Genomic DNA, 12,172 nt, shown 5'->3' with positions numbered 1-12,172 from the left:
CCGCCGCACCGCCCGGGGTGCCGCTCGCGTCGCGTCGGCCGCGCGCGGCCCCGGCGTCGCGGGGGCCCTCCCCCGCCGCGACCGAGCGGTCGGCGACGGCCTGGCCGAAGGAGCGCGCGAAGTCGGCGCCGCCGTCGGCCGCGCCGTCGCGGGCGCCGCGGGGGGCGGAGCGCGGCGGCGCGGCCGCGGCGACGGGGAGCAGGGTGGTTGGGGTGCTCACGCGAGGCCTCCGAGGCTGGCGGTGATCTTCTTCACGTAGTTCTGCGTCTCGGTGAACGGCGGGATCCCGCCGTACTTGCGCACGTTGCCGGGGCCGGCGTTGTAGGCGGCCAGGGCCAGCGGCACGGTCCCGAAGGTCTTCACGTGGGAGCTGAGCAGCTTGCCCGCCCCGTCGATGGCCTGCGCCGGGTTCATCGGGTCGATGCCCATGCCCTTGGCGGTGCCCGGCATGAACTGCATGAGGCCGAGGGCACCGGCGGGGCTCGTCGCCGTCGCGTCGTAGCCGGACTCCTGCTTGGCGACGGCCGACAGCAGCCCGGCGGGCAGGCCGTACTTGCGCTCGGCGGCCGTGAAGGCGGCGTCGTAGGGCGCGGACCGCGACGTGGCGGCGACCGGGCTCGTGAGCCCGGCGGGGCGGACGTAGTCCGAGGCGCTGCTGCCGGAGACCCCCGTGAGGAGGGCGGTCGCGGCGAGTCCCGCACCCGCGGCGGCGGTCGCGGCCGTGGTGCCGAGGCGGCGGATGGTCATGGGGGTCTCCCAGACCTTGGAGATCTTCACGACGTCGCCCGTCTTCGGGGCGTGCAGCATCTGCCCGTTCCCGACGTAGATGCCGATGTGGTGGCCGTTCTCGAGCACGACGAGGTCGCCGGGCTTGGCGTGCGCGAGCCCGCCGCGCACCTCGACGCCGACCTTCGCCTGCTGAGCCGCGGTGCGCGGCAGCGTGATCCCGAGCTCCTTGGCGGAGGTCTGGATCAGCCCCGAGCAGTCGAGGCCCTTGTCGGGGTTCGTCCCGCCCCAGAGGTAGGGCAGGCCCAGGTACTTCTTCGCGGTGGTGAGCAGCTGCTCGCCGGTGGTGGTGGGGACCCCGTAGGCGGGGTCGACGGTCCGGGGGCCGCGCACCACGGAGCCGCCCGAGGAGGACAGGACGCTCGCGAAGTCGCCGGACGTCCCCGTGGCGGTGGCGGCCGGGGTGGCGGCGGGCGCCGCGGCGGTCAGCGCGACGGGGCGGGCGTAGGGGTTGCCCGCGCTGAACGAGGCGATGCGGTCCTGGATCTCGGCGATGCGGGCCTGGACCTCGGCGACGGGGCTCACAGGTCGTCTCCTTCGAGGCGGGCGCGCCGGCGGGCGCGGGCGGCGAACTCGGCGACCGTGCGGTCGTCGAGCCCGTTCTGCTCGGCGGTCAGCGCCGCCTGCTCCTGGGCGGTCTCGTGCCGTTCGACGAGGCGTTCCAGCGAGCGCTCGGCGCGGCGGGCGCGGGCCCACTGGGCCTGGCGCTCACCGACCTGGCCCTCGGCGAGGGCCGTGAGCGCGCGGGCGGCGTCGAGGTCGGCCACGAGGGCCGCGCGGCGGGCGACGGCCACGGTCCAGGCGAGCTGGGTCTCGTCGGACAGGTGCGCGTCGCCGAGCTCGCGCTGCACGCGGGCGGCGCTGCGCTGGCGGTTGCGCAGCACGGCGTTCGCGGAGGCCAGCTCCCCCTTGGCCTGCTCCTGCTGCACCTTGCGCAGCTTCAGCAGCGCCATGATCGCGCGGGCGCTCACGCGGTGCCGCCGAGGGCCGACGCCAGCCCGGCGAGCAGCGCCCAGGCCTCGCGGGGCGGCGTGATCTCGGCGATGTCCTGGCGCAGGAAGGCGTTGATGGCGGGCATCGCCGCGACGGCGGCGTCCACGTCGGGGTTCGCGCCGGGCTGGTAGGCGCCGACCTCGATGAGCTCCTTGGCGTCGCGGTGGGCGGCCAGGACGCGGCGCAGCGTCGTCGCCATGGCGCGCTGCTCGGCGGTGGTGACGCGGCCGGCGACGCGGGAGACGGAGTCGAGGACGTCGATGGTCGGGAAGTGCCCGGCCGTGGCGAGCTTGCGGTCGAGGACGACGTGGCCGTCGAGGATGGACCGCGCGGAGTCGGCGATCGGCTCGTTGTGGTCGTCGCCGTCGACGAGGACGGTGTAGATGCCGGTGATGGACCCGACGACGCCGGGGCCGGCGCGCTCGAGCAGGCGCGGCAGCAGCGCGAACACCGACGGCGGGTAGCCGCGGGTGGCGGGGGGTTCGCCGACGGACAGCCCGATCTCGCGCTGCGCCATGGCGACGCGGGTCAGGGAGTCCATCATCAGCACGACGTCGGCGCCCAGGTCCCGGAACGACTCGGAGATCGCGGTGGCCGTCATGGCGGCGCGCAGGCGCAGCATGGGGGCCTCGTCGGAGGTGGCGACGACGACGACGGAGCGGGCGAGCCCCTCGGGCCCGAGGTCGTCCTCGAGGAACTCGCGGACCTCGCGGCCGCGCTCACCGACCAGGGCGAGGACGGAGACGTCGGCGGCGGTGCCGCGGGCGATCATCGACAGCAGCGAGGACTTGCCGACGCCGGAGCCGGCGAAGATGCCGAAGCGCTGGCCGCGGCCGGCGGGCACGAGGGTGTCGAGCGCGCGGACGCCGAGGCCGAGGGGGCTGGACACGCGCTGGCGGGAGAGGGCGGGCGGCGGCGCGGCGTGCAGGGGGGCGCGGGTCGCGCCCAGCAGCGGCGGCCCGCCGTCGAGGGGGTTGCCCAGCGCGTCGACGACCCGCCCGAGCAGGACGGGGCCGACGGGGACGGTGGTGGGGCGGCGGGTGGCGACGGCGGGGGCGCCGGCCGCGAGGCCCGTGAGGTGGCCGAGCGGCAGGCAGCGCAGCCGGCCGTCCTCCGCGGCGACGACCTCGGCGGGGATGCGGTGCGCCGCCCCCTCCTCGCCGAGCCACAGGGTCTCCCCCACGGCCGCGGCGATGCCGGCGACCTCCACGGAGAGACCGACGATGGCGCTGACGCGACCGCTCACGAGCGGCTTCGCAGCGTCGACCGCCCGGTCGACCTGCCCGCGCAGCACGTCCCGCACGTCGGCGGCCAGCCGGTCGGACACCAGCGTCGTCGAGACCACGCGTGCTCCCCCTCGTTCGGTGCTGCTCGGTCCTGCCGGGACGGCCGCTCGCGCGGCCGGCCGGTGGCGACTACCCGCCGGCGGGACCCTGGTCGTCGGGCCCGCTGACGAGGGCCTCGAGGGCCCTGGCGACGCTCGCCCGCAGGCGGGCGTCGACCTCGGTGTCCCCCTGCCGGGCGATCGCGTCACCCGGCTGGAGGCCGCCGTCGGCCACGAAGCTGACGCGAGGTGCATCGGCAGTGGGGGCCGCGGCCTTGAGGCCGTCACCCGTCAGGGCGATCAGGTCCTCGGGGTGGACACGGACGGTGACGGGCTTGCCGGGGTCGAGCGGGCGCAGGGCCCGCTGGACGGCGTCGCGCACGGGGGACGTCGCGAACTCCAGCTCCCGGTCCAGCACGGCGCCGGCCAGGTCGAGGGCGAGCTCCAGCACGGTGTCGGCCAGGGCCCCCACGAGCGGGTCCTGCCGGGTGCGCAGCTCGTCCGCGGACGCGGCGAGCGCCTCCTGGGCCCGGGCGAGCACGGCGGTGCGGCGCGCGTCGTGGGCGCGGGCGACCGCGTCGGCCGCCGCGCGGTCGGCGGCGCGCTCGGCCGCGGCCCGGCGGGAGGCGTGCTGCATGCCGCTCGCCCAGCCTGCGGCGTACCCGGCCGTGCGCGCGGACTCCCGCAGCGCCTCGACCTCGGGGTTGCCCGGGACCTCGAAGGTGGTGAAGGCGCGCTCGCCGCGCGGCGCCGCGCCCGTCCCCGCCCCGGGTGCGGCCACGAACACCCGGGGGGTCGACGCCGGCGCGGTGCTGGCGGCGGTGAAGCCGCGCTCAGGAGACGAAGTCATCGTCGCTCCCGGCCCGCGACAGGACGATCTGGCCGGACTCCTCGAGGCCGCGGATGACCTGGACGATCTTCGTCTGGGACTCCTCGACCGCGGAGGTGCGGACCGGGCCCATCATCTCGATCTCCTCGAGCAGGTTCTCCCGCGCCCGCTCGGAGACGTTGCGCAGGATCTTGTCGCGCACGGCCTCCTTGACGCCCTTGAGCGCCGTCGCGAGGTCGGCGGTCTCGACGCCGCGCAGCACGAGCTGGATCGCCCGGTCGTCCAGCGTCGTGATGTCCTCGAAGACGAACATGAGGGCGCGGATCTCCTCCGCCAGCGGGGCGTTGACCTTGGCCAGGCCCTCGAGGATGCTGCGCTCCGTGCCGCGGTCGGCGCGGTTGATGATGTCGACCAGCGGCTGGACGCCACCGACGGCGGTGTTGTTCTTCGGCTGCAGCACCGAGGAGGTGCGGCGCTGGACGACGTCCTCGACCATGCGGACGTACTCCGAGGAGGTCGCCTCCATGACGGCGATGCGGTGGGCGATGTCCGCCTGCACCTCCGGGGCGAGCCCGCCGAGGATCATCGACGACTGGTCCGGGCGCAGGTGGGCCAGGACGAGCGCGACGGTCTGCGGGTGCTCACCGGTGAGGAAGGTGAGGATCTGCTGCGGGTCCGCCTGGTGCAGGAACTGGAACGGCTGCACCACGGTCGACTCGGCGACCCGGCCGAGGATCGCGGCCGCGCCGTCGGCGCCGAGCGCCCCCTCGAGCAGGCTCTGGGCGAAGTCCATGCCGCCCGCGCCGGCGCGCAGCGGGTTGGCGATCATCCCGTGGAACTCCTCGAGCACCGCACCGGCGATCTCGGGGGCCACGGCGCGCAGGCGGAGGATCTCCGCGGTGAGCTCCTCGATCTCCGCGGGGCGGAGCAGGGCGAGCACCTTGGCGGCGTTCTCCTGCCCGACCTGGACGAGCAGGACTGCCGCCTTCTGCGCCCCGGTGAGGGGGGCGATGGCGAGCTCGGTCGACGGCACGGGTCAGCTCCTCCGGTCTGCGAGCCAGCCGCGGAGCAGCTCCGCGACTTCTTCGGGTTGGCGGGACACGAGTTCCACGACCTCGTCGCGGCGGGCGGCGGCGGCCTCCAGCACGGGGTCGACCGGCGCGGGCTCGAGGGCCACCCGCTGGCGCGGCAGGGCCGGCTCGAGCATCTTCGGCTCGCCGAGGCCGTCGGTGATGTCGCCCAGGCTGATCGGCGGCGCGTTGACGTCCAGGACGTCCACGGTCTCGACCTTGCGGCGGCGGAAGCCCACCAGGACCACGATCAGCATGACCAGGACCAGGAGCGCGAGGGCACCGGTCTTGGCGTAGCCGATGAGCGCGTCCTGCTGGTCGGCCTTCTCGGCCTCCTTCAGCGCGGCGCTCGCCTCGGTGGCGGCGCTGGCGTCGAAGGCGGTCTTGACGACCGAGACCGTGTCCCCGCGGGCCGGGTCGAGCCCGGCCGCGCTGTTGACGATCTGCGTGATCTGGTTGATGTCGGCGGTGCCGGCCTTCGCGGCGTCGATGACGACCGCGACCGACTGGCGCTGCACGGAACCGGGGGCGGACTTCGTGACCTGGTCGGTCTGGTTCACCGAGTTGTTCTCGGTGGTGGACTCCTTGGTGTACCCGCCGTCGCCCGTCCCGGTGGCGGTCCCGGCGGGGACCTGGATGTTGTCCGGTCCCAGGACGCCGGTGGCGGCGTTCCCGCCGCTGCCGGTGTACGTCTCCTTGCTCGTGGTGCTGGCCTGCGGGTCGACGTTGTTCGGCTGCGTGAACTCCTTGGACGTGGTGGTCCGCTCGTCGAAGTCCAGCGTCGCGTTGACGGTCGCGATGACGTTGCCCTTGCCCAGGAAGGCCTCCAGCTTGCGCTGCAGGTCGGAGCTGGCGGCCGCGTTGTACCCGGCCGTCTTCTCCTGCTGGGCGGCGCTGCCGCTGTCGTCGCTGGAGAGCGTGTTGCCCTTGTCGTCGACGACCGAGACGTTGTCCGGGTCCATGCCCTCGACGCCGCCGGCGACGAGCTTCACGACGGACGTGACCTGGTCCCCCGTGAGCGTCTTGCCCGGCTTGAGCTTGACCAGGACCGAGGCGGTCACCGGGTCCTGCTCCTCCAGGAAGACGTCCTTGGCCGGCATGGCCAGGTTGACGACCGAGCCCTTGACGCCGTCGATGGAGTCGATCGTCTTCTCCAGCTCGCCGGCGAGGGCGTTCTGGTAGTTCTTCTGCTGCATGAACTCCGAGGTCGTGACCCCGGACTGCTCGTTGAGCAGGGCGTAGCCGGACTGGTCGTCAGCCGGCAGGCCCGCGCTGGCGGCGGCGAGGCGCTGCTCGTAGACGGCGTCCTGCGGGACCGAGATCGTGGCGCCGTTGTCGGTGAGCTCGTAGGGGACGCCGGCGCCCTTGAGCTGCTCCACGATCGCCGAGGCGTCCGTGCCGGAGAGGTTCGAGAACATCGGCGAGTACGCCGGCTTGGACGCCCACTGCGAGAAGAGGACGCCGCCGGCGACGAGCGCCGCGACGACCGCCAGGACGACGGCCTTCTGACCCGCGGAGAAGCCCTTGAAGCCGGTGGCGAAGCGCTTGGCCCCGTCGACGATCGCTGCGGGACCCTTGGTGGCCTGGGCCATCAGATCTGCATCCTCATGATCTCGTTGAAGGCCTCAACGGCCTTGTTCCGGACGGCCACGGTGAGCTGGGTCGCCAGTTGGGCCTCGTTGCTGGCGATCATGTAGTCGTGCACGTTCGTGAGGTTGCCCGTCGCGGCCTTCAGGGCCAGGTCGTCGGACGTGGACTGCAGGCCCTGCAGCTTGTCCAGGCCCCCCGACAGCAGCGAGGCGAAGTCGGTGCCGGAGGAGTCGCCCACGCCGGCCGTCCCCGCGACGCCCGAGGGGCCCTGCAGCGCAGCGGTGCCGGCCGTCGCGAAGCTGGTGGTGGCCCCGCCGTCGATCCCGCGCGTCATCTGCGCCTCGTCCATGTCGCCGAGCTCGGCGCCGAAGCCCGTGGCCTGGGTGCCGGTGAGCCCGGAGAGGCCGCTGACGCCGCCGATCGATTCGATGCTCACTCAGATCACCCCTTCCCGAGCTGGAGGGCGGCCTGGTAGGCCTCCTTGGCGCGGTCGACCACCGCGAGGTTCGCCTGGTAGGCGCGCTGGGCCATGAGCAGGCTCGTCATCTGGGTGCCCATGTCGATGTCCGGGTACTTCACGTAGCCCGCCTCGTCGGCGAGGGGGTGGTCGGGTTCGTAGACCATGCGCCCCTCGGCCGAGCCGAGCGCGATCCCGCCGACCTGGACCCCCTTGCCGTCACCGGCCTCCTTGGCGATGACGTAGCGGGCCTGGAAGGCGTCGGAGCCGGTCGACACGGCCGTGTTGAGGTTCGCCATGTTGTCGCTGATGGCGTCCATCCACTTGCGGTTGGTCGTCACCCCGGTGCCGGCGATGCCGATGGCGTCGAAGATCGTCATGCTCGGCTCCGCTTCCGGGGGGTGGGGACCAGCGGCTGGTGCGCGGGCGCGGGACGGGCGGCCATCAGCCGATCGCCGTCTTCAGCAGCGAGTACTTGGAGTTCATCGCGGACAGCACCGTCTGGTAGCTGAGGCCCGTGTTGACGTTGGACAGCGTCTCCTCGTCGAGGTTGACGTTGTTGCCGTCCTCGCGCGTCGGCTCCAGCGACTTGCGGGTGAGGATCCCCGCGCCCGCCGCGCCGGCGGCGCTGCCGCTGTCCACGGCCTGGGCGAGGGAGTCCTCGAAGGACACCTTGTTCGCCAGGTAGTGGGGCGTGTTGATGTTGGCGATGTTGTCGGCGATGGCACGCTGGCGCGCCTGCAGGCCGTTCAGCGCGGTGTGCAGCGCGATCGTGGTGATGTCAGGCACGGGGCCCACCCTCCGACGGCCTCGTGACCCTGCGGTCGACGAGGAGTGCGATCTCGGTCCGGCGGCCGGTCCCTGGCCTGTACTGCGGGCGCGTCCTGCGCCACAGCACCTCATTCGGCGTCCGGGGCGGGGATCTTGAGCGCCCAGGTGGCGGATCCGCGCTCTGGGCCGCCCGGGGCGCGCTTGTCACCCGGACGGCCCAGCGCTCACCCGGTCGCGCTGGACAGGCTGCGCGGCAGGGAGGTCGTCAGCGGGTCAGGAAGTCCCAGCTCGTGAGCAGCCAGGGCAGGGCGATGGCCGCCGTCGGGGCGAGCAGGACGACGGCCGCGACCGCGTAGACGGTCACCGCGAGGCCCCGGCGCGGCAGCGCCCGGTCCCCCGCGCCGCACTCCCCCGCCGGGCGCTGGGCGAGCCGGCGCACCCGGGTGGCGGCGTCGGCCCCCACGGCCATCTCGCCGTCCCCGCCCGGGGCGGAGGCCAGCTGCACCAGGGCGCGGGCCAGGGGCAGCGAGCCCGCGCGCCGGCGGGCGGCGTCGTCGGCCAGCATCTCCACGAGCAGGCGGACCGTGTCGAGCGCCGAGCGGGAGCTCACCAGGCGCGGGAACGCGGCGTGCAGGGCGGTGAAGCCCTCCAGGACCAGGTCGTGGCGCGCGCGCAGGTGGGCGCGCTCGTGGGCCAGGACGGCCCGCACCTCCTGCGCGGTGAGCTCCTGCAGGACGCCGTCGGAGAGCACCACGCGGTTGCCCCGCACGCCCGGCACGCAGTAGGCCGCGCGGCCCGGGCCGGCGAGGACCCGCACGCCGGACTCGCCGAGCACGGCGCGGTCCACCTCGCCGGTGCTCTCGCGCCGGTGCAGCAGGTCGACCATCTCGCGGTGGCGGTTGCGGCGGCGCCGGGTGCGGACGCCCACGAGCAGGGCCACCGCCCAGAACCGGACGGTCACGACGGCGACGAGGAAGGAGGTCAGGCCGTTGAGCGTGGTCTGCAGCAGCCCGTGCCGGGCGAGGAACGGGAAGCCGGGCTGCTCGGTGAACAGCAGCGTGAGGGAGGCCAGGCCGGCGCCGAGCGTGGCCAGGACGGCGGCCAGGGCGACCGACTGCCACAGGACCAGCGCGGCCCGGGGCACCTGCCAGGTCCAGCGGGCACGGGCCAGCGCCGCCGGCACGGGACCGGCCAGCAGCAGCGCCAGCGCCGCGAACCAGACGGCGGTCACGTCGGTCCGGTGGTGTCCCCAGCAGCCTCGGCGGCGGTCACCGCGTCGAGCGCCTCGCGCAGGGCGGCCGCCTCCGCGGCGGAGACCCCGCCGACGAAGTGCACGAGCGCCGCCTGCCGGTCGTCCTGGCCCGAGACGCCGCCGAGCGCGTCGAGCATCAGTCCGGCGATCATCTGCTCCTGCGTCGCGGCGGGCGAGTAGCGGAAGGCCCGGCCCTCGCGCTCCTGGCGGACGACCTTCTTCTTCGCGAGGCGGTCCAGGACCGTCATGACGGTCGTGTAGGCGATCTTGCGGTGGGTGGCGAGCTCCTCGTGCACCTCGCGCACCGTCAGCGGGCGCCCGGCGGTCCACAGCCGGTCCATCACGTCGCGTTCGAGCTCGCCCAGTGCCACGTGATGGATCTTACGTCACGTCGACGGGAGGTACGCCAGGTGGCGTACTACAGTTTGTCGTACTACGACACGACGTCGTAGTACAGGCGGCACCCGCCGCCCGCACCACCACTCACGTGGAGGACCCCCGTGGACCTCGAGCTCCTGACCCGGCTGCAGTTCGCCGTCACGACGCTCTACCACTACCTGTTCGTCCCGCTCTCGATCAGCCTCTCCCTCATCACGGCCCTGCTCCAGACGGCCTCCCTCGTCGGGCGGCCCCCGTTCGGCCGCGTCGCCGACCGCGAGCGCTGGGCGCGCCTGAGCCTGCTGACCGGCAAGCTCCTCATGGCCACCTTCGCGGTCGGCGTGGTGACCGGGCTGGTGCAGGAGTTCCAGTTCGGCCTGTCCTGGAGCAGCTTCGCCCGCTTCTACGGCGACGTCTTCGGCCCGACGCTCGCGATCGAGGGCATGCTCGCCTTCTTCCTCGAGGCGACCTTCCTCGGCCTGTGGTGGTTCGGCCGCGACCGCTTGCCCCGGCTGCTGCACCTGGCCACCATCTGGGTCGTGGCCGTGGGCACGACCATCTCGGCCTTCGTCATCCTGGCCGCGAACTCCTTCATGCAGAACCCCGTCGCCTACACGGTCGACGAGACCACCGGCCGCGCCCGCCTCGGCAGCTTCGCCGACCTGCTGACGAACCCGCTGAACCTCGCCGCGTTCCCCCACACCCTGGCCGGCTCGCTGATGGCCGGCGGCGCGCTCGTCATGGCGATCGGCGTGTGGCACCTCGTGCGCGGCGCCCACCCCGCCGACTCCGAGGAGTTCGCCGCCTTCCGGGCCCTGTCCCGCCTGGGCGCCTGGGTGACGCTCGTCTCGGGCGCCGCGACGGCGGCCACGGGCGACGCGCTCGGCAAGGTCATCACCCAGGTCCAGCCCATGAAGATGGCTGCGGCGGAGGCGCTCTACTCCTCCACGACCTCGGCGCCGTTCTCGATCTTCGCCTACGCCCCGCCCGGGAGCGACCGCCCCACCTTCAGCGTCGAGGTCCCCGGCCTGCTGTCGTTCCTGGCCAAGGGCAGCTTCACCGCCCGCGTGTCCGGGCTGCAGGACCTGCAGGACGCCTACGCCGCGCAGTTCGGCCCCGGCGACTACACGCCCTGGATCCCCGCCGCGTTCTGGAGCTTCCGCCTGATGATCGGCGTCGGCATGCTCGCCGCCCTCGTCGCCCTCGTGCACCTGTGGCTCACCCGCAGCGGGCGCCCCCTGGCGGTGGACTCCAAGGTGGCGAGCAGCGTCCTGTGGTCGGTGCCCGTCCTGCCGCTGCTGCCCATGGCCGCGAACTCCTTCGGCTGGATCTTCACCGAGACGGGCCGTCAGCCCTGGCTGGTGTTCGGCCTCTTCAAGACCGCCGACGGCGTGTCGCCCGGCCTGTCGGCACCGGAGGTCGTCGTCTCCCTCGTCGCCTTCACCGTCGTCTACGGCGCGCTGGCCTGGGCGTGGACCGCCCTCGTGCTGCGCCTCGTCCGCCAGGGCCTGCCGCCCCTGCCGGCCGCCCGACCCGCCGGCGACCCCACCGACGACGCCGCGGCCCGGTCCGCCGACGTCGCGATCACTTACTGAGGGAACGACATGCCGTTCGACCTGGACCTCCCCGTCCTCTGGTTCGCCGTCGCCGTGCTGGCGTGGGTGCTGTTCTTCGTCCTCGAGGGCTTCGACTTCGGCGTCGGGTTCCTCGCGCCGCTGCTGGGCCGCACGGACGCCGAGCGAGGTGCCGTCGTGCGCACCGTCGGCCCCGTGTGGGACGGCAACGAGGTGTGGCTCGTCGCCGCGGTCGGGGTGACGTTCGCGGCGTTCCCGGACTGGTACGCGGCCCTGCTGTCGGGCCTGTACCTGCCGATGGTCGCGATCCTCCTGCTGCTCGCCGCGCGCGGCGTGGCGATCGAGTTCCGAGGCAAGCAGGACTCCCCCCGCTGGCACGCCCGCTGCGACGCCGTCCTCGCGACCTCCTCGGTGCTGCTGGCCGCGGGCTGGGGCGCCGTGCTCGGCGTGCTCGTCTCGGGTCTCGCCATGGCCGCCGACGGCGAGGTCCACTCCGCCGGCGTCCTCGGCGGGCTCGGCCGCTCGCTGGAGCCTCTCGGGCAGCCGGGCGCCGTGCTGGGCGCCGTGGCCGGCCCGCTGCTGGCCGCGGTGCAGGGCGCGACGTTCCTCGGCCTGCGCACCAGCGGGGTGCTGCGCGTGCGGGCCCGCCGCGTGGCCGTGGCCGGTGCCGCCGCGGCGGCCGTCGGGACGGCCGTGGCCGTCGTGACGTCGACCCAGCCGGTCGTCGCGCTCGCCGCCGGACTGCTGGCCGTGGCCGCCGTCGCCGCGTGGACCCGCCACGAGGCGCTCGCGTTCACCGCGTCGTCGCTGGCGGTCGCGGCCGCCGTCGCCGGCGTCTTCACGGCGCACCTGCCGGTGCTGCTGCCCACGACCCTCCCGGGCGGCGCCGACGTGGCGCTGCGCACGGCCGCGGCGTCCGAGCACGTCCTGCAGCTGATCTCGGTGGCCGGCGTCGTGGTGCTCCCCGGGGTCGTGGCCTACCAGGTGTTCTCCTACTGGGTGTTCCGCCGCCGCGTCGCCAGCCCGCGCGCCGTGCCGGCCGCGCGTCCCGCCCCGGGCGCGGCCGCGGTGTCCCGGTGACCACCCCCACCCCGTCTTCCCCCGCCGCGGCCCGACCGGCGCGCGGGCCGGTGGACCCGCGGCTGCTG

General features: G+C 74.4%; 13 protein-coding genes and 1 pseudogene. 2 read left to right on the top strand and 12 right to left on the bottom strand.

The annotated features are described in order from the left end of the window. From F1544_RS22195 to F1544_RS22140, 12 genes and pseudogenes are all read right to left on the bottom strand, one after another. Positions 1–220 (bottom strand): annotated as a pseudogene (locus F1544_RS22195) (toll/interleukin-1 receptor domain-containing protein); the annotation flags it as partial. Further along, on the bottom strand, positions 217–1,311 hold the full coding sequence (locus F1544_RS22190) for a transglycosylase SLT domain-containing protein (protein ID WP_167588370.1): 1,095 nt from the start codon (positions 1,309–1,311) through the stop codon (positions 217–219). The pseudogene F1544_RS22195 and the gene F1544_RS22190, both read right to left, overlap by 4 nt. Further along, complete coding sequence (locus F1544_RS22185) at positions 1,308–1,757, bottom strand: flagellar FliJ family protein (RefSeq protein ID WP_167588369.1); 450 nt, start codon at positions 1,755–1,757, stop codon at positions 1,308–1,310. The genes F1544_RS22190 and F1544_RS22185 overlap by 4 nt, the downstream gene beginning before the upstream one ends. Then, the gene (locus tag F1544_RS22180) at positions 1,754–3,082 is read right to left on the bottom strand and encodes a FliI/YscN family ATPase (protein ID WP_167588372.1); all 1,329 of its coding nucleotides are present in this window, start codon (positions 3,080–3,082) and stop codon (positions 1,754–1,756) included. The genes F1544_RS22185 and F1544_RS22180 overlap by 4 nt, the downstream gene beginning before the upstream one ends. A 112-nt stretch (positions 3,083–3,194) precedes the next feature. Continuing rightward, a complete protein-coding gene (locus tag F1544_RS22175; RefSeq protein ID WP_167588368.1) occupies positions 3,195–3,953 on the bottom strand; it encodes a FliH/SctL family protein in 759 nt (252 codons plus the stop codon). Continuing rightward, positions 3,937–4,965, bottom strand: a complete 1,029-nt coding sequence (fliG, locus tag F1544_RS22170) for a flagellar motor switch protein FliG (RefSeq protein ID WP_167588367.1) — start codon at positions 4,963–4,965, stop codon at positions 3,937–3,939. The genes F1544_RS22175 and fliG overlap by 17 nt, the downstream gene beginning before the upstream one ends. 3 nt (positions 4,966–4,968) lie before the next feature. After that, complete coding sequence (gene fliF / locus F1544_RS22165) at positions 4,969–6,594, bottom strand: flagellar basal-body MS-ring/collar protein FliF (RefSeq protein WP_167588366.1); 1,626 nt, start codon at positions 6,592–6,594, stop codon at positions 4,969–4,971. Next, a complete protein-coding gene (gene fliE / locus F1544_RS22160) occupies positions 6,594–6,926 on the bottom strand; it encodes a flagellar hook-basal body complex protein FliE (RefSeq protein WP_167588371.1) in 333 nt (110 codons plus the stop codon). The genes fliF and fliE overlap by 1 nt, the downstream gene beginning before the upstream one ends. Before the next feature lie 107 nt (positions 6,927–7,033). Next, entirely contained in the window at positions 7,034–7,429 is a 396-nt protein-coding gene (locus F1544_RS22155; RefSeq protein WP_167588365.1) for a flagellar basal body rod protein FlgC, read from the bottom strand. Positions 7,430–7,493: 64 nt separating this feature from the next. Then, the gene (gene flgB, locus F1544_RS22150; protein WP_308470265.1) at positions 7,494–7,838 is read right to left on the bottom strand and encodes a flagellar basal body rod protein FlgB; all 345 of its coding nucleotides are present in this window, start codon (positions 7,836–7,838) and stop codon (positions 7,494–7,496) included. A gap of 247 nt (positions 7,839–8,085) precedes the next feature. Then, positions 8,086–9,051 carry a M56 family metallopeptidase gene (locus F1544_RS26640; RefSeq protein ID WP_167588363.1) on the bottom strand — a complete coding sequence of 322 codons (966 nt, stop codon included), beginning with the start codon at positions 9,049–9,051 and terminating at the stop codon, positions 8,086–8,088. Next, positions 9,048–9,443: a BlaI/MecI/CopY family transcriptional regulator gene (locus F1544_RS22140; protein ID WP_167588362.1), complete on the bottom strand. Its 396-nt coding sequence runs from the start codon at positions 9,441–9,443 to the stop codon at positions 9,048–9,050. The genes F1544_RS26640 and F1544_RS22140 overlap by 4 nt, the downstream gene beginning before the upstream one ends. Before the next feature lie 129 nt (positions 9,444–9,572). Here F1544_RS22140 and F1544_RS22135 point away from each other — a divergent pair, with 129 nt between their 5' ends. Both F1544_RS22135 and cydB read left to right on the top strand, forming a co-directional pair. After that, positions 9,573–11,045 carry a cytochrome ubiquinol oxidase subunit I gene (locus F1544_RS22135; protein WP_167588361.1) on the top strand — a complete coding sequence of 491 codons (1,473 nt, stop codon included), beginning with the start codon at positions 9,573–9,575 and terminating at the stop codon, positions 11,043–11,045. A 9-nt stretch (positions 11,046–11,054) separates the two neighbouring features. Then, a complete protein-coding gene (gene cydB / locus F1544_RS22130; protein ID WP_167588360.1) occupies positions 11,055–12,104 on the top strand; it encodes a cytochrome d ubiquinol oxidase subunit II in 1,050 nt (349 codons plus the stop codon). Positions 12,105–12,172: the final 68 nt, after the last annotated feature.

It is taken from the genome of Kineococcus rubinsiae (assembly GCF_011839805.1).
Classification (GTDB): domain Bacteria; phylum Actinomycetota; class Actinomycetes; order Actinomycetales; family Kineococcaceae; genus Kineococcus; species Kineococcus rubinsiae.
This window is presented reverse-complemented; position numbering and strand designations above follow the sequence as displayed.

Coding starts and splice junctions, on each gene's coding strand:
- cydB (WP_167588360.1), top strand. CDS start 11,055: ATGCCGTTCGACCTGGACCTCCCCGTCCTCTGGTTCGCCGTCGCCGTG.
- fliF (WP_167588366.1), bottom strand. CDS start 6,594: ATGGCCCAGGCCACCAAGGGTCCCGCAGCGATCGTCGACGGGGCCAAG.
- F1544_RS22155 (WP_167588365.1), bottom strand. CDS start 7,429: ATGACGATCTTCGACGCCATCGGCATCGCCGGCACCGGGGTGACGACC.
- F1544_RS22175 (WP_167588368.1), bottom strand. CDS start 3,953: ATGACTTCGTCTCCTGAGCGCGGCTTCACCGCCGCCAGCACCGCGCCG.
- fliE (WP_167588371.1), bottom strand. CDS start 6,926: ATGACGCGCGGGATCGACGGCGGGGCCACCACCAGCTTCGCGACGGCC.